Source organism: Actinoplanes utahensis (genome assembly GCF_016862455.1).
Classification (GTDB): Bacteria; Actinomycetota; Actinomycetes; order Mycobacteriales; family Micromonosporaceae; genus Actinoplanes; species Actinoplanes utahensis.
In genome coordinates, this window is record NZ_BOMZ01000105.1 from 1 (window position 1) to 16,158 (window position 16,158).

Genomic DNA, 16,158 nt, shown 5'->3' on the forward strand with positions numbered 1-16,158 from the left:
CTCTTTCGCCCTCTCCGGCTTCCGCTCCTTCGCCGCCTCCGGCCTCCGTTCCGCAGCAGCCGTCCGCCGCGAGCGCCGAGGGGTGGATGCGGCGGATCGAGAAGGTGCGGGAGGACGTCCGCCGTCAGCACGCCCAGCGGATCGGCGAGCTGTCCCAGGCACTGGACGAGGCGTGGCAGCTGATCGACTCGATGCGGCCACCGGGCACCGAGCGGTCCGCGGACACGCTGCGTGCCAGCCATGCCGATCTCCGAAAGGCGCGGTGATCAATGACGACTTCGCCGATGGGAGCAGGGCTAAGATCGGACGATGGCTCGACAGCTCGACCTGTTCGTCCCGGGAGTCGTCTATCTTGACGTGATCTTCACCGGTCTGCGTGAGTTGCCCGGGCCCGGCACCGAGGTGTGGGCGTCCGGCATGGGCTCCTGTCCCGGTGGCGTCGCCAATCTGGCCGTGGCCGCGAGCCGCCTCGGCCTGCACACCGGCCTCGGCACGGCGCTGAGCTCGGACGCCTACGGCGAGTTCTGCCACCGGGTGCTGAGCCGGCAGGAGGGCATCGACCTGTCCTCGTCACGCCGCGTCGACGACTGGCACTCCCCGGTGACCGTCTCCCTGGCGTACGACCGCGACCGCAGCATGATCACCCACGGGCATCCGCTGCCGACCGACGCCGACGGCCTGGTCAACGGCCTGCCCGCGGCCCGCAGCGCCGCGGTCAGCCTGGCGCCCGAGGGGATGGGCTGGGTGCGGCGGGCCCGCGCGGCCGGCACCCTGGTGTTCGCCGACGTCGGCTGGGACGAGACCGACCAGTGGTCCTCCGACGTGCTCGGGGTGCTGTCCGACTGCCACGCCTTCCTGCCGAACTCGGTGGAGGCGATGCGCTACGCCCGGACCGACGATCCCCGGCAGGCCTTGGAGAAACTGTCCGGTCTGGTCCCGGTCGTGGTGGTGACCTGCGGCGCCGACGGCGCCCTGGCCGTCGACGGCACGACCGGCGAGGTCGCGTCGGTGCCCGGCGTCCCGGTGACGGCCCTCGACCCGACCGGCGCCGGCGACGTCTTCACCGCGGCCTTCATCACCGGCACCCTCGGCGGCTGGCCGCTCACCGACCGGGTCGCCTTCGCCACCCTGGTCGGCGCCCTGTCGGTGCAGCACTTCGGAGGATCGCTGTCCGCCCCGGGCTGGGGCGACATCGCCGACTGGTGGCAGGCCGTCCGCCTCGACGAGTCCCGCTCCGACCTGGCCGGGCGTTTCGGCTTCCTCAGCGACGTGATCCCCCCCGGCAGCCGCACCGCCGTCCACCGGGCGACCGCCACCATCGCCCGCCTCTCCGACGCCCAGGCCGAACACTGACCAGCCGTCACTTCGGCTTTCGCCCAGCCCTCGTTCCGGCCCCAGCCCTGCTCTGGCCCAGCGCCGTTTCGGTTCGGGCCCTCGTTCTGGCTGCAGCCTCGCTTTGGCTTGGGCTCTCGTTCCGGTCCCGGTCCCGTTCTGGTTCGGACCCCCGTTCTGGCTGCAGCCCCGCTTTGGCTCCGGCTCTCGTTCCGGCCCCAGCCCTGCTCTGGCCCAGCGCCGTTTCGGTTCGGGCCCTCGTTCTGGCTGCAGCCTCGCTTTGGCTTGGGCTCTCGTTCCGGTCCCGGTCCCGTTCTGGTTCGGACCCCCGTTCTGGCTGCAGCCCCGCTCTGGCTCCGGCCCTCGTTCTGGCTGCAGCCCCCGCTCTGGCCCCGGCTCTCGTTCCGGCCTCAGCCCCGCTCTGGCGGTGCACTTTTCGCAGGCTTCGCCGTCCGGCCCGGCTCCACCCGCGCGGCCCAGCCCGCCCGGTCGAGCCCGGACCGATCTGTTCACGTTCCGATGCCGACAGTGGGGGTGCCACGAATGCCACCGCCGCCAGCGGATACGGAGGTGTTGCCGCCCGGCGGACGAGGGCGAATCGTTCAAGATCGCGATGTGGGGAACGGCGGGCGGGTCGATCCACCGGAGTTTCGGCACCCATGGCGAGGAGGCTGGGTGGGAGGCTCCGGCGCACACTCGCAAGATCGACAGGGAAGCGGCGGCAGATCGCTGGTGGCTGAGGGTGACGAGGTAAGGGGATGGGATGCGACTGACGATTCTGGGTGGCGGCGGGTTCCGGGTTCCGCTGGTGCACCGGGCGCTGCTCGCCGACCGGCGGCGGACCGGCATCACCGAGCTGGTCCTCCATGATGTCGACAAGGACCGGCTGGACGCGATCGGCCGGGTGCTGGACGCCCAGGCCCGGGACGTACCGGACGCTCCCGCCCTCGTCACCACCACCGACCTGGATACGGCGGTGACCGGCGCGGACTTCGTGTTCTGCGCGATCCGGGTGGGCGGCCTGCACGGGCGCGTGGTCGACGAGCGGGTGGCGCTCGCGGCGGGCGTGCTGGGGCAGGAGACGGTCGGGGCGGGGGGTATCGCGTACGGCTTGCGGACCGTCCCCGAAGCCCGCCGCATCGCCGAACGTATCGCCCGGCTCGCCCCGGGCGCCTGGACGATCAACTTCACGAACCCGGCCGGTCTGGTCACCGAAGCGATGGCCGGAGTCCTCGGCGACCGCGTGATCGGCATCTGTGACTCGCCGTCCGGTCTGGTCGACCGGGTGGTGCGGGCTGTCGGCGCCGATCCCGCGTCGGTGCGTGTCGACTACGCCGGTCTCAACCACCTGGGCTGGCTCTACGGCATCCACCCCCTCACCACTGCGACCATCACCCCAACCGCCACCATCGGCCCAACCGCCACCACTGCAACCGCCACCGCCACCACCCCAACCGCCACCATCACCCCCACTTCCAGCCGCATATCCGCGCGCGGTCGCGCTTCCGCCAGCGTTGTTGATCTTGGGCGATTTGCCACCGAATCCGGTGGAGAATCGTCCAAGATCCGCGGTGTAGGTGGTGCAAGCGGTGCAGGTGCTGGCCGTGCCAGCGGTGTTCGCGGTGGCAGCGGGGCGGGTGCCAGCGGTGTCGGCGGTGCCAGCAGTGTCGGCGGTGCCAGCGGTGCGGATGCCAGCAGTGCCAGCGGTGCCAGCGGTGCCAGCGGTGCCAGCAGTGTCGGCGGTGCCAGCGGGGCGGATGCCGGCGGTGCCAGCGGTGGCACCGGGGCGGGTGCCAGCAGAATCGGCGGTGGCAGCGGTGCGGATGCCGGCGATGCCGGTGGCCCCGATGGTGTCGGCGGCGCCGCTGGTGCTGTCGGTGCGACTGATGCTCGCGGCACCGGTGGTACCAGTGGTGGTGTGAGTACTCCCGGTGTGGGTGGTGCTGTCAGCGCGGGTAGTGCGGTTGGTGTTGGTGCCGACCGTGTCGGTGGTGCGGTTGGTGTTGGTGCCGGTGGCGTTACCGGGGGTGCTGGTCGTGCCGGGTGGGGGGAGGCCGGAGGACTGCTCGGCGGGTTGCTGGCGGACGACGAGCGGGTGGAGTCGTTCGAGGAGGGGCGGCTCTTCGGGGCCGGGCTGCTTCGCGAGCTCGGAGCCGTACCCAATGAGTATCTGCACTACTACTACGATCCCGCCGGAACCCTCGCCGCCGTCCGGGACGCCGCGCGGACCCGCGGCGAGTTCCTGCTGGACCAGCAGAGTCACTGCTATGCCGAGATCCGTTCGCCGGCCCGCGATCCGCTCGACGCCTGGCTGGCGGCGTGGCGCGAGCGCGAGGCCACCTACATGGCCGAGAACCGGGAGCTCACGGGCGCCGGCGAGCGGGAGCACGACGAGTCCCGGCCGGCCGGTTACGAGGGTGTCGCGCTGGCGGTGATGCGCGCGCTCGCCCGTGACGAGCCGGCGACCCTGATCCTCAACGTCCGTAATCGGGGCACGATCGCCGTTCTGGACGACGATGCGGTGGTGGAGGTCCCCTGTCTGGTGGACGGCCGCGGCGCGGTCGCGCAGCGTGTCGCGCCGCTTCCGGCGCACGGCACCGGGCTGGTCACGGCGGTCAAGTCCGCCGAGCGGTGGGTGCTCCAAGCGGTCACCACCGGGTCGAGAGCCGCGGCGGTACGGGCGATGGCCGCCCATCCGCTCGTCGGTTCCGAGCCGGTCGCGCGCCGCCTGATCGACGCCTACCGTGCCGAGCTTCCGGGACTCGCCTACCTGCGCGGCTGAGAGTGTCGTACCTGGAGGGGTGTGAAGGAGAGAGGGGGACGGTCGTGAGATTCGGCTACTTCGGTTCCATGAAGGCCGAGCCGGGCCACCGCGACGAGGTGGTGCGGATCCTGCTGGCCGCCGCGGCGGGGGTGCGTGACGCCGGCTGTCATCTCTACGTGGTGGGTGTCGCCGACGACGACGATCAGACGATCTGGGTCACCGAGGTGTGGGACAGCAAGGAGCACCACGACGCCTCTCTGCGGCTGCCGGAGACGAGGGCCGCGATCGGCCGGGCGATGCCGTTGCTGACCGGCGAGTTCACCAGCCGGGAGTTCACCGTCCTGGGCGGTCTGGGCCTCCCGTCGGGGCCGGGCTGACAGCCGAACGCCCGCCGTGTGGGCACACGGCGGGCGGGGTTCGGTGCGGCGGGGTGGCTCAGGCGGCGACCTGGGCGGGCTGGCGCGGCGGGACCGAGTGGTCGATGTCGCGGGCCGGCTTGCGGTTCGGCAGGGCCAGGCGGAAGACCTTGGCCCATGCCGACGCGACCTGCACGACGAGCGGCCCGGTGACGTACTTGAGGTCGTACTTCTCGAAGAGGGCCCGGACCTTCGGCGCGATCTCGGCGTAACGGCTGGCCGGCAGATCGGGGAAGAGGTGGTGCTCGATCTGGTGCGACAGGTTGCCGGTCATGATGTGCATCAGCTTGCTGCCGGAGATGTTGGCGGAGCCGAGCATCTGCCGGAGGTACCACTCGCCGCGGGTCTCACCGGTGATCGACGTACGCTCGAAGGTCTCGACGCCCTTCGGGAAGTGGCCGCACATGATGACCGAGTGGCTCCACAGGTTGCGGACCACGTTGGCCACCGCGTTCGCCGCCATCGTGCCGAACAGCGCGCCGAACGGGTTGCCGAACGCGAGGCCGACCGGCACCGACAGAACCGGGTGCGCGACGTAATCCTTCAGCACCTGGCTGCGGATCTTGCGGCCGACCTGGCGCAGACGGGCCCGGAATTCGGGGTTGTTGCGCCGCTTCTTGGTGGCCAGGTTGCGGCCGAGCTCCAGGTCGTACGCGGCGATGCCGTACTCGAAGAGGCAGGCGTTGATGAAGTTGTAGAGCGGCTGGCCGAGGTGCGCGGGGGCCCACCGCTGCTGCTCGTCGACGCGCATGATGCCGTAACCGAGGTCGTTGTCCCGCCCGACCACGTTGGTGTACTTGTGGTGCAGCTCGTTGTGGGCGTGCTTCCACTGCTCGGCGGGGGAGGCGAAGTCCCACTCCCAGGTGGTGGAGTGGATCTTCGGGTCGCGCATGAAGTCGTACTGGCCGTGCAGGATGTTGTGGCCGATCTCCATGTTCTCCAGGATCTTGGCGATGGAGAGGCCGGCCGTGCCGAGGATCCAGGCGGGCGGGAAGATCGAGAACAGCAGCACGGCGCGGCTGCCGAGCTCGAGGCGCCGCTGGATCTTGATCATCCGGCGGATGTACTTCGCGTCCTTCTCGCCGCGGACCGCGAGGGTCTCGTCGCGGATCGCGTCGAGCTCGCGGCCGATCTGCTCGATGTCCTCGGCGGACAGGTGGGCGATCGGGTTGACTTCCTTGCGCTGCAGCGTCGTCACAGGTATTCCTCGTCTTTCCAGGTTTCCGGCCGGGCTGGCGAGGTTGCGGGCTCGCCAGGAGGGGACCGGGGTGGGGATATGTGGTCAGGCGTCCAGTCGGCACGGCCCGGCGGCGGCCGAGACACAGGTCTGGATCAGGACGTTGTCACCGTCGACCTCGGTCGCGGTGGTGATCGTGCCGTCGCGCATGTCGCGGACGATGCCCTCACGCATCGGCAGCACGCACTTGAAGCAGATGCCCATCCGGCAGCCGGACTTCATCAGCTGGCCGGCGGCCTCACCGGCGTCGAGGATCGACGTGCCGGCCGGCGCCTCGACGACCAGGCCCGACTTGGCGAAGGTGACCGTGCCGCCGTCTCCGGCGACCAGCACGGTGGGCCGGAAACGCTCGACGTGCAGGCGTTCGGCGGCGCCGGCGTCGGCCCAGTGCTGCTGCAGGTCGTCCAGCAGCTCGCCGGGGCCACAGGCCCAGGTCTCCCGCTCGAACAGGTCCGGCACCAGGTCGGCCAGCTTGGCGGGCTTGAGCCGCCCGTCGGCGCGGGTGTGCCGCTCGATCAGCCGGATCCGGCCGTCGGCGGCGAGGGCGCGCAGCTCGGCGCCGAAGACCACGTCGTCGGCGGTTCGCGCCGAGTGCACGACGACCACGTCGGACAGTTCGTGCAGGGCGCTGCGGAGCATGCCCATCACCGGGGTGATGCCGCTGCCCGCGGTCACGAACAGGGTCTTCGCCGGCCGCTGGGCGGGCAGGACGAAATCACCGGTGGGCAGGTCGAGATGGACGATCATGCCCTTGCGGGCCTGGGTCAGCAGGTACGAGCTGACCGCGCCACCCTCGACGGCGTTGACGGTGACGGTGAACCTGCCGTCGGGACGGCCGGCCCGGCTGCTCACCGAGTAGGCGCGCCACAGGCGTACCCCGTCGACGTCGACGCCGAGACGCACGTACTGGCCTGGCTCGTGTGACTGCCAGCCGCGTCCGGGACGCAACTCGAGGGTGACCGCCTTGGCGGTCTCGGGGCGTACCGCTTCGATCCGGGCACGCAGGACGGTCGGGTTGCGCAGGGGTGCGATCACGTCGAGGTAGTCGGCCGGCACCACCGGGGTGGTGAGCAGCTCGACCACACGCCACGCGCCGTCGCGCAATCTCTGTGTAGCAGGCACGTGACCAAGCCTGCCCGCTACCAGACGTAAAATCATGACCAGTAGAAGTGAATCCCGGACGGCTTTATTGTTCGTGACGAACAATGTTGGTCCGTTAAACGTGAGGTTCTCGTGAAACAGCCGCTCCGAGGTGTGAGATCGTACCGCCTACCGGTGGAGGTCGTCGATCCGCTGCGGCACGGTCTGGCGGACGTCTCCTCGCGGACCATCGCGGCGATCATCGAGGAGGTCCCGGCGTACGCGGAACCGTTCGCCGGAGCGCTCGGGCTCAAGATCGCGCGCGCGGTCCGGGCCGCGCTCGGCGCCTTCCTCGACCTCGTCTCCCAGGCGGGCGGCCGGACCGGCCCGGAGACCGGCGCCCATCCCGGCACCCCGATGGGGGCAGCGGTCGAGGCCGCGTACGCGCTCGGCCGCGGCGAGGCCCGCAACGGCCGGAGCCTGGACGCGCTGCTCGCCGCCTACCGGGTCGGCGCCCGGGTGGCGTGGCGGGAGCTGGCCGCGATCAGCGTGGCGGCCGGCCAGCCCTCCGCGACCATCGCCGACTTCGCCGAACTCGTCTTCGCCTACATCGACGAGCTGTCCGCGGCGAGTGTCGCGGGGCACGCCGACGAGCTCGCGGCCTCCGGCCGGATCCGGCAGCGCCGCCTGCAGGAACTGGCGCAGGCACTGGCGGCGGGCGAGCCGGCGCACGTGGTGCACGGTCTGGCGGAGCAGGCCGAGTGGACGCCGCCGACGACCCTGACGGCGCTGCTGCTGCCGGAGCGGGCGGCACGCTGGGTCATCGACCTGCTCGACCGGCGGACGCTTCAGCTCGCCGACGCCGTACCCGATCTGCCCGGGATGTCGGTCCTGCTCGTCCCCGACCCGCAGGGCGGCTCCCGCCCGACCCTCACCCGCCTGCTCACCGGTCACGGTGTGGTCATCGGCCCGGCCCGGCCCTGGGTCGAGGCGAACAGCTCGCTGGATCGGGCGATCCGGGTGCACCGGATCCATCCGCCGGCCGGGGGCGCCGTCGTCGACACCGAGGACCATCTGGCCGAGGTCGTGATCACCGCCGATCCGAGCGCGCTGGAGGATCTGCGGGCCTGGGCGCTCGCCCCGCTCGCCGGGGAGCGGGGCGCGGCCGCCGCCAAACTGGTCGAGACGCTGCGCAGCTGGCTGCTGCACCACGGCCGCCGCGAGGACGTCGCCGCCGAACTGTTCGTGCACCCGCAGACGGTCCGCTATCGGATGGCCCGGCTGCGCGAGCTCTACGGTGACCGTCTCCGCGACCCGCAGTGGGTCCTGGCCCTGACCATCGCCCTGGCCGTCCCCGGATCCTGAGGCATATACCAAAGTCGAGGGTCATCGACCTTGGAGAACTGGCCAGGGGTCCGCACGCGGCATAGCGTCAGCCGTGCATCAGCGGACACCTGGAGGCGAGCACGATGAGCGGCGGGACGACCGAGCGGACACCCACGGTGCTCACGTTCTCCCCAGCCGGCCGGGTGATCGTGCTGCTCGGCCCGGCCGCCCTCGGGATTCTGCTGGCCGTGCTGCTGCCGGTGCTGGCCCGCTGGCTGGTCGACAAGCGCTTCCCCGTCTTCGGCGTGGTGTGGAGACTGGCCTCCTCCGTCGACGCCTGGTGGGAGGTGGCCGTGCAGGCCGTCATCCTCGCTGTCCTGGGCGCGCTGGCCAGTGTCGAGATGGTGCGCCGGAGCGCCCGCGTGACGATCGCCCCCGGCGAGGTCCGCCTGCAGACCGGCGACGACGTGATCACCGTCCCGCGGACCCGGATCGACTTCGTCTTCCTGCACGGCGACCGGCTCGTGATCCTCGACCGGGAGTCACGGCACCTGTTCCACGGCGAGCCGCAGGCCGACGGCGGCCCGCTGGAGCAGACCTTCCGGGAGTACGGCTATCCCTGGCGGGACGGCGACCCCTTCACCGAGCTCTACCAGCCCTGGGTGCCGGGCACCGGCCTGCTGCCGGTGGCCGCCGAGGCGGTCCTGTCCGCCCGCGCCGTCGCCGTCCGTAAGAAAGCCGCCCGCGAGGCCGCCGAGCTCCGCGAGTCCCTGGAGAAACTGGGCTACTCGGTCCGTGACGAGGGCGACCGGCAGTTCTGGCGCCCCCTGGTCAGCTCGTGACCGCGCACCGGCTGCCGCGGGCGGCACCGGACGCCGAGCCGGGCCGGCGCGCGGGTTCCCCGACGGCCGCCGAGCCGGTCGAAGGGCTCTCCTCGGGCGCGGTGGTCGAGCCGGTCGAAGGGCTCTCCGCGGGCGCGGTGGTCGAGCCGGTCGAGGGGCCCTCCTCGGGCGCGGTGGCGTCTCCGGCGGCGGTCGAGCCGGTCGAAGTGCTTCCCGCGGGCGTGAAGGCGTCTCCGGCGGTGGGCACGCCTGCCCCGGTGCGGCGGGCGAGGCGAGGCCTGGGTGCCCGGATCCGGGGCCGCGCCTGGGACGCCACGGCGATCCTGGTGTCCTGGTTCGGTGGGCTGCTCCTGATCGGCGACGCCGCGTCGTTCCGGCACTTCTCCGACGAGGCGATGGCCCTGTTCTTCGCGCTCGGTTGCCTGTTCTCCCTGACGCTGTGGTGGCGGCGCCGCCATCCGACGCGCGTCGCGGTGTTCCTCGCGGTCGCGGCTCTGGCCACCGACGGGGCCGGCATCGCCGCGCTGATCGCGTACTACACGGTCGTCTCCCGCCGGCGCGGCCGGGATGTCGTCGTGGCCACCGTGGTCAACCTCGTGGGCGCGACCGCCTACCTGTTCCTGTTCCCGGATCCGTCCGTGCCGTGGCCCTTCGGTCTCCTGCTGGCAGTCGCGTTCATCGCCTCCACTCTGGCGGCCGGGATGGCCGCCCGCTCGCGGCGGGAGCTGATCGAGTCGTTGCGGGAGCGGGCCGCCCGCGCCGAGGAGGAGGCGCGGCTGCGCGCCGACCGGCTCCGCGCGCTGGAGCGGGAGCGGATCGCCCGGGAGATGCACGACGCGCTCGCCCACCGGATCTCCATGGTCAGCCTGCACGCCGGCGCGCTGCAGATCCGCCCCGATCTCACGCCCGGCGAGGTGGCCCGGGCCGCCACCACGATCCGTGACAGTGCCCATCACGCCCTCGAGGACCTGCGCGAGATCCTCGGCGTGCTGCGGGCCGGCCCGGGTGACGCGCTGCGTCCCCAGCCCGGCCTGGAGCACCTGGGTGAGCTGGTGGCGGAGGCCGAGCGGGCGGGTGTGCGGGTCGATCTCCGCGACCGTCTGGGCGACCGTCCGGTCAGCGGCTCGCTGGGCCGCACCGTCTACCGTCTCGTCCAGGAGGGCCTGACCAACGCCGGGAAGCACGCCGGCGGGGCCCTCGTGACGGTGCTGCTCGACCGGGCTCCCGACGGCGCGTTGCACGTCCTGGTCTCGAATCCGCTGTTGCCGGGGCCCCGCGCCGGCAGCGGGCGGACCGAGGTGCCCGGGGCGGGCAGCGGCCTCGTCGGGCTGGCCGAGCGGGTCGATCTGCTCGACGGGCGGATGCGGCACGGCGTCCGGGGGGACCCGCGGACCGGTCTCACCTTCGATCTGGAAGCCTGGTTGCCATGGCCGACACCGTCCGGGTCCTGATCGCCGACGACGACCCGCTGGTGCGGGTCGGTCTGTCGCTGGTGCTGGGGGCGGCTCCCGAGATCCGGATCGTCGGGGAGGCGGGTGACGGCGCGGAGGCGGTCGAGATGTGCCGCGGCCTGCAGCCGGACGTCGTGCTGATGGATGTGCGGATGCCGCGGATGGACGGGCTCGCCGCGACCGAGGCGCTACGGCGCGACGGCCCGGCGCCGGCGATCATCGTGCTGACCACTTTCGACACCGACGAGAACCTGCTCGGCGCGCTGCGGCTCGGTGCGAACGGCTTCCTGCTCAAGGACATCGCGCCCACCGAGATCCTGAACGCGGTCCGCCGTGCGGCCGCGGGCGAGTCGATCCTGGCGCCGGCCGTGGTGCCACGCCTGATCGACTACGCGGTCGGCCGCGGCGGCGACGGCGGCTCCGGTCGTGACGACGGCAGTGATCTCGGCGGCGGGGCCGCCCGGGTGGGCGGGGTCGGGGAGTCCGGCCGTGGCGCCGGCGCCGGTGGGACGGGCGCCGGTCGCGGTGACGCCGGTCGCGGTGACGGCGGGCGGGCCGCGGAGGCGAGGCGGAACGCGCGGGCGGCACTGGGGCGGCTGTCCGAGCGGGAGCGGGAGGTGGCCGAGGCGGTGGCGACCGGGCGGTCCAATGCCGAGATCAGTGGCGAACTGCACATGAGTGTCCCGACGGTGAAGGCGTATGTCTCGCGGATCCTGGACAAACTCGGGTGCGGCAACCGGGTGCAGATCGCGATTCTCATCCACGAGGCCCGATGAAAGTGACGGGGGTCGTGAGGGTCGTTACACGAGTTGGCTTCCGGGTGTGACACGGGCTAACCTGGGGCTCGCCGCAAAGCCCACTGATTAAGTATGTTTTGCGACGCTCGTCACAACTGCTGACCAGGGTGTTCACGTGATCGAAATAAGCGGTCTACGTAAAACGTACCGCTCGAAGAGGGGTTCCGTCGTCGCTGTCGACGGTGTCGACCTCAGCGTCGGCGAGGGCGAGGTCTTCGGTGTGCTGGGGCGCAGCGGAGCGGGCAAGAGCACCCTTCTCCGGTGCGTCAACATGCTGGAACGCCCGGACGCCGGCACCGTCACGGTCGGCGGGCTCGAGCTGACCGCGCTGGGCGGCAAGCAGCTGCGGATCGCCCGGCACGGCATCGGGATGATCCACCAGCACTTCGCGCTGCTGTCGTCGCGGACCGTCGCGGGAAACGTGGCGTTCGCCCTGGAGGTCATCGGCACCCCGCGGGCCGAGCGCAAGGCCCGCGTCGCCGAGTTGCTCGAGCTGGTGGGGCTGACCGATCGCGCCGAGGCGTACCCCGCTCAGCTCTCCGGTGGGCAGAAGCAGCGGGTCGGGATCGCCCGTGCGCTCGCCGCGCGGCCCCGGGTTCTGCTCTCGGATGAGGCGACCTCGGCGCTCGACCCGGAGACCACCGACTCGATCCTGCGGCTGCTGCTCGACCTCAACCGCCGGCTGGGGCTGACCATCCTGCTGATCACGCACGAGATGACCGTGGTGAAGCGGATCTGCACCTCGGCGGCGGTGATGCGGGACGGGCGGTTCGTCGAGTCCGGCACGATCGCCGATCTGCTCCGCCGGCCCGACTCCGAGCTGGCTCGCGACCTGTTCCCGCTGGACACCGCCACCACGGCGGTCCTCGGCTCCGCGCCGGTGCGTTCCGGACCGGCAGCGCCCCAAGGCGCGACGGCGAACGGCGTGACGGCGAACGCCGCGACGGCGAACGGCGTGACGGCGAACGCCGCGGCCACGACGGGCGCGGCGGCGGTCGGTGCGGCCACGACGGGCGCGGCGACGGTCGGTGCGGCCACGACGGGCCCGGCGACGGTCGGTGCGACGGCGGCTGGTGCGACGGCGGTCGGCGGGACGTCGGCCGGTGCGGGGGTCGCGGTGGCGGACGGTGAGGTCACGATCGTGGACATCACCGTCAGTGGGCCCGCGGCGGACGAGCCGATCATCGCCGAGCTGGCCCGGCGGTTCGACGTGGACGTGCGTATTCTCGGCGGGTCGGTGGAGACCCTCGCCACGACGCGGGCCGGGCGCTGGCGTCTGGCCCTGCCCGGCCGGGCGGACGACAACCGGGCCGCCCTCGAATACCTGCGTGAGCGCGGAGTCACCCGATGACCTGGTCCGAAGTCCTGGAACTGCTGAACCTGGGCGCCCAGGAGACCGGCTGGATGGTCGGCGTCTCGGCGCTGCTCACCGCGGTCGGCGGCCTGCTCGTCGGGGTGCTGCTGGTGCTCACCGCCCGGGGCGGGCTGCTCCCGGCGCCGCCGGTCAACGCGGTCCTCGGCCTGATCGTCAACGTGGGCCGGTCCCTGCCGTTCATCATCCTGCTGGTGGCGGTCATCCCGTTCACCCGGGCGGTGGTCGGCACCACGATCGGCACCGACGCGGCGATCGTCCCGTTGACCATCGGCGCCATCCCGTTCTTCGCCCGGATCGTCGAGTCGGCGTTGCGGGAGGTGCCGGCGGACGTGGTCGCCGCGGCCACCGCGATGGGCGCCACCCGGCGGCAGATCGTCGGCAAGGTGCTGCTCCGTGAGGCGCTGCCGGCTCTGGTGGCCGGTCTGACGATCACGGTGATCGCGCTGGTCGGCTATTCGGCGATGGCCGGTGTGGTCGGCGGCGGCGGTCTCGGCGACCTGGCGATCCGGTACGGCTACCAGCGCTTCGAGACCGAGGTCATGATCGCCACCGTGGTCGCCCTCGTGGTCTTCGTCCAGCTCGTTCAAATGGTGGGTGACCTGCTCGTCCGCAGGCTGTCCCACCGCTGATCCCGGATCCCGGCCTCGGCCGCTCCGGAGTCCGTCCCAATTCCTGCAAAACCCATCGATGTGAAAGGTTCACTCATGCGCCGCCGCTCCCTCGCCGCCGTCCTGGCCGCCGCCACCCTCACCCTGGGCCTGGCCGCCTGCGGCTCGTCCGACGACAGCGCGGCCACGTCGACCGACACCCTCACGGTCGGCGTCAGCCCGGTCCCGCACGGCGAGATCCTCAAATACGTCGCGGAGAACCTGGCCGCCAAAGAGGGCCTGAAGCTCGAGATCAAAGAGTTCAACGACTACATCCAGCCGAACGTGGCCCTGAGCGAGAAGCAGCTCGACGCCAACTACTTCCAGCACATCCCGTACCTGGAGGAGGAAGTCGCGGCTAAGGGCTACAAGTTCACCGCGCTCAAGCCGGTGCACATCGAGCCGCTCGGCGTCTACTCCAAGACCGTCAAGAGCATCGCCGAGGTGCCGTCCGGCGGCGTCGTCGGCATCCCGAACGACCCGTCGAACTCGGGCCGGGCCCTCAACCTGCTCGCCAAGAACGGCCTGCTCACGCTGAAGGACGGCGTCGGCGTCAAGGCGACCGAGAAGGACATCACCGCGAACCCGAAGAACCTCCAGTTCAAGGCCCTCGAGGCGGCCCAGCTGCCGCGCAGCCTGGAGGACACCGCGATCTCGGTGATCAACGGCAACTACGCGATCGAGACCGGCCTCAAGCCGGCCACCGACTCGCTCGCGCTGGAGACCGGCGAGAACAACCCGTACGCGAACCTGGTCGTGGTCCGCGCCGGTGAGGAGACCGACCCGCGGGTGGTCAAGCTGGAGAAGCTGCTGCACTCCGCCGAGGTCAAGAAGTTCATCGAGGACAAGTACCAGGGCTCCGTCCTCGCCGCGTTCTGATCCGTCCGGTACGCCGCCGCACCTGTCCACAGGTGCGGCGGCGTTTCCTTGCCGGGGGACGGCGCCGGGAGGATGATCGGTGCATGGCTGAGGAGAGCGGGCCCAGCGAGGCCGTCATCGCACGTGCGCGCAGCGAGCGCTTCGGCGCCCTGCCGCCGCGGATCCACCCCGGCGACCAGGTCGAGCTCGTCGAGACCCGCCGGCTGGACGCCCGTCCCGCCACCGCTCTCAGCCTGGAGCAGGAGCGCGCCCTGCACACGGCGGCCTGAGCCGGGTCAGGCCAGGACCGCGCTGATCTTCTCGGTGGGCAGCCCGAGGGCCGATCCGACCAGGTCGTTGGTGAGCGCGCCGGCGTGCACGTTGAGGCCGAGCGCGAGGGCCGGGTCGGCGCGCAGCGCCTCGCGCCAGCCCAGGTCGGCGAGGCGCAGGGCGTACGGCAGGGTGGCGTTGGTCAGGGCGTACGTCGAGGTGTTCGGCACCGCGCCGGGCATGTTGGCCACGCAGTAGAAGACCGAGTCGTGAACCCGGTACACCGGGTTCTGGTGGGTGGTCGGCCGAGAGTCCTCGAAGCAGCCGCCCTGGTCGATCGCGATGTCGACCAGCACCGAGCCGGGCTTCATCCGCTTGACCAGCTCGTTGCCGACCAGTTTCGGGGCCTTCGCGCCGGGCACCAGCACCGCGCCGATCACCATGTCGGCGGCGAGGACCGACTGCTCGATCGCGTACGAGCTGGACACCAGCGTCTTCACCCGCCCGCCGAACCGCGCGTCGATCTGCCGCAGCCGCGGGATGCTCAAGTCCAGCACGGTCACGTCAGCGCCGAGGCCGAGGGCGATGGTCGCCGCGTTCACCCCGGACACACCACCACCGATGATCGTGATGTTGGCGGGCGCCACCCCGGGCACCCCGCCCGGCAGCACGCCGCGACCGCCGCTGTTGCTCATCAAGCTGTACGCGCCGACCTGCGGAGCCAGCCGCCCGGCGACCTCGGACATCGGCGCGAGCAACGGCAGGGAACCGTCGGCGAGCTGCACGGTCTCGTACGCGATGGCGGTCGTCCCGCTGTTCAGCAGCGCTTTCGTCCCGTCCGGGTCGGCTGCCAGATGCAGATAGGTGAAGAGGATCTGACCGTCGCGCAGCCGGTGGTACTCCTCGGCGATCGGCTCCTTCACCTTGAGGATCATGTCGGCGGCGTCCCAAACCGCGTCCGCGCCGGGGAGGATGGCCGCGCCGGCCGCCACGTAGTCGTCGTCGGTGATCGCGGAACCCAGTCCGGCGCCGGTCTGCACCGACACCCGGTGCCCGTGCCGGACCGCTTCGACCACGCCGGCCGGGGTGATCGCCACCCGGTACTCGTGGTTCTTGACCTCCGCAGGCACGCCGATGTGCATGGGACTTCCTTCCGCCTTGGGTGCTGCCGTCGCTTCCGTTGGCGATAGAGTGAAACGATGTGCGGCGTACGGCAAGACGGTCGAAGATGATTCTGCCCGTGACGTCCGAGAAGCAGATGCTTCGATGGTGTGGCCCCCGGTGACCGATCTGCCGAAGGATGTTCGGGGTCTCGACCACATCGACCTGGAGTTGCTGAGTCTGCTGCGGGCCGACGGCCGGATGCCCAACAACGCCCTCGCCGAACGCGTCGGCATCGCCCCGTCCACCTGCCTCACCCGGATCCGGCGGCTGCGGGAGATCGGCGCGGTCCGCGGTTTCCACGCCGACGTCGACCCCGCCTGGATCGGCCGCCCGATCCAGGCGATGATCGCCGTCCGGATCCGGCCGGACGCCCGGGAGTCCATCGGCCGGTTCGCCGAGTCGCTGGCCGGCATCCCGGCCGTCCGGGACGTCTACTTCATCTCCGGCTCCTACGACTTCCTGCTGCACGTGGCCTGCGCCGACGTCGACGACCTGCGCGCCGTCATCACCGAACGGCTCAGCGGCACCGGCCTGATCGCCGGCACCGAGACGTACCTGATCTTCGAGCACCGCCGCGGCTCCTGACCGCCGCGGCCTCC

15 protein-coding genes and 1 pseudogene are annotated in these 16,158 nt (G+C 71.6%); 13 read left to right on the top strand and 3 right to left on the bottom strand.

The features are described from left to right. The 4 genes and pseudogenes from Aut01nite_RS36515 to Aut01nite_RS36535 form a co-directional block, all read left to right on the top strand. Positions 1 to 266 (top strand): annotated as a pseudogene (locus Aut01nite_RS36515) (hypothetical protein); the annotation flags it as partial. Positions 267 to 309: 43 nt separating this feature from the next. Beyond that, positions 310 to 1,353, top strand: a complete 1,044-nt coding sequence (locus Aut01nite_RS36520; protein WP_043529579.1) for a carbohydrate kinase family protein — start codon at positions 310 to 312, stop codon at positions 1,351 to 1,353. A 742-nt stretch (positions 1,354 to 2,095) separates the two neighbouring features. Further along, positions 2,096 to 4,114 (top strand): family 4 glycosyl hydrolase, encoded by a 2,019-nt coding sequence (locus Aut01nite_RS36530; RefSeq protein WP_268871727.1) that lies wholly within the window; start codon positions 2,096 to 2,098, stop codon positions 4,112 to 4,114. Between the two features lie 44 nt (positions 4,115 to 4,158). Next, positions 4,159 to 4,473 carry a putative quinol monooxygenase gene (locus tag Aut01nite_RS36535; protein ID WP_043529577.1) on the top strand — a complete coding sequence of 105 codons (315 nt, stop codon included), beginning with the start codon at positions 4,159 to 4,161 and terminating at the stop codon, positions 4,471 to 4,473. Between the two features lie 58 nt (positions 4,474 to 4,531). On the opposite strand, the gene Aut01nite_RS36540 is transcribed toward Aut01nite_RS36535, so the two are convergent. Together Aut01nite_RS36540 and Aut01nite_RS36545 are read right to left on the bottom strand one after the other, a co-directional pair. Then, a complete protein-coding gene (locus Aut01nite_RS36540) occupies positions 4,532 to 5,710 on the bottom strand; it encodes a fatty acid desaturase family protein (RefSeq protein ID WP_043529575.1) in 1,179 nt (392 codons plus the stop codon). 84 nt (positions 5,711 to 5,794) lie between these two features. Next, the gene (locus Aut01nite_RS36545) at positions 5,795 to 6,907 is read right to left on the bottom strand and encodes a ferredoxin reductase (RefSeq protein WP_052164256.1); all 1,113 of its coding nucleotides are present in this window, start codon (positions 6,905 to 6,907) and stop codon (positions 5,795 to 5,797) included. A gap of 75 nt (positions 6,908 to 6,982) precedes the next feature. On the opposite strand from Aut01nite_RS36545, the gene Aut01nite_RS36550 reads away from it, so the two are divergent. The 8 genes from Aut01nite_RS36550 to Aut01nite_RS36590 all read left to right on the top strand — a co-directional run bounded on the left by Aut01nite_RS36550 (position 6,983) and on the right by Aut01nite_RS36590 (position 14,415). Next, positions 6,983 to 8,194 (top strand): PucR family transcriptional regulator, encoded by a 1,212-nt coding sequence (locus Aut01nite_RS36550; RefSeq protein ID WP_043529570.1) that lies wholly within the window; start codon positions 6,983 to 6,985, stop codon positions 8,192 to 8,194. 104 nt (positions 8,195 to 8,298) lie between these two features. Then, on the top strand, positions 8,299 to 8,997 hold the full coding sequence (locus tag Aut01nite_RS36555) for a YqeB family protein (protein WP_043529568.1): 699 nt from the start codon (positions 8,299 to 8,301) through the stop codon (positions 8,995 to 8,997). Then, positions 8,994 to 10,448 carry a sensor histidine kinase gene (locus Aut01nite_RS36560; protein WP_236642997.1) on the top strand — a complete coding sequence of 485 codons (1,455 nt, stop codon included), beginning with the start codon at positions 8,994 to 8,996 and terminating at the stop codon, positions 10,446 to 10,448. Before Aut01nite_RS36555 ends, Aut01nite_RS36560 begins: the two co-directional genes overlap by 4 nt. Continuing rightward, positions 10,424 to 11,224: a response regulator transcription factor gene (locus Aut01nite_RS43985; RefSeq protein ID WP_043529566.1), complete on the top strand. Its 801-nt coding sequence runs from the start codon at positions 10,424 to 10,426 to the stop codon at positions 11,222 to 11,224. Before Aut01nite_RS36560 ends, Aut01nite_RS43985 begins: the two co-directional genes overlap by 25 nt. A gap of 136 nt (positions 11,225 to 11,360) precedes the next feature. Beyond that, positions 11,361 to 12,596 (top strand): methionine ABC transporter ATP-binding protein, encoded by a 1,236-nt coding sequence (locus Aut01nite_RS43990; protein WP_083999623.1) that lies wholly within the window; start codon positions 11,361 to 11,363, stop codon positions 12,594 to 12,596. After that, positions 12,593 to 13,249, top strand: coding sequence for a methionine ABC transporter permease (locus Aut01nite_RS36580; RefSeq protein WP_043529564.1), 657 nt, complete (start codon positions 12,593 to 12,595; stop codon positions 13,247 to 13,249). Before Aut01nite_RS43990 ends, Aut01nite_RS36580 begins: the two co-directional genes overlap by 4 nt. A gap of 75 nt (positions 13,250 to 13,324) precedes the next feature. Next, on the top strand, positions 13,325 to 14,146 hold the full coding sequence (locus tag Aut01nite_RS36585; RefSeq protein ID WP_043529562.1) for a MetQ/NlpA family ABC transporter substrate-binding protein: 822 nt from the start codon (positions 13,325 to 13,327) through the stop codon (positions 14,144 to 14,146). An 83-nt stretch (positions 14,147 to 14,229) separates the two neighbouring features. Further along, on the top strand, positions 14,230 to 14,415 hold the full coding sequence (locus Aut01nite_RS36590; protein ID WP_043529559.1) for a hypothetical protein: 186 nt from the start codon (positions 14,230 to 14,232) through the stop codon (positions 14,413 to 14,415). A 6-nt stretch (positions 14,416 to 14,421) separates the two neighbouring features. Here Aut01nite_RS36590 and ald read toward each other — a convergent pair whose 3' ends face one another. Next, a complete protein-coding gene (gene ald / locus Aut01nite_RS36595; protein ID WP_043529558.1) occupies positions 14,422 to 15,537 on the bottom strand; it encodes an alanine dehydrogenase in 1,116 nt (371 codons plus the stop codon). 139 nt (positions 15,538 to 15,676) lie between these two features. Between ald and Aut01nite_RS36600 the strand changes: the two genes are divergently transcribed. Further along, complete coding sequence (locus Aut01nite_RS36600) at positions 15,677 to 16,144, top strand: Lrp/AsnC family transcriptional regulator (protein WP_201775591.1); 468 nt, start codon at positions 15,677 to 15,679, stop codon at positions 16,142 to 16,144. Positions 16,145 to 16,158 lie beyond the last annotated feature (14 nt).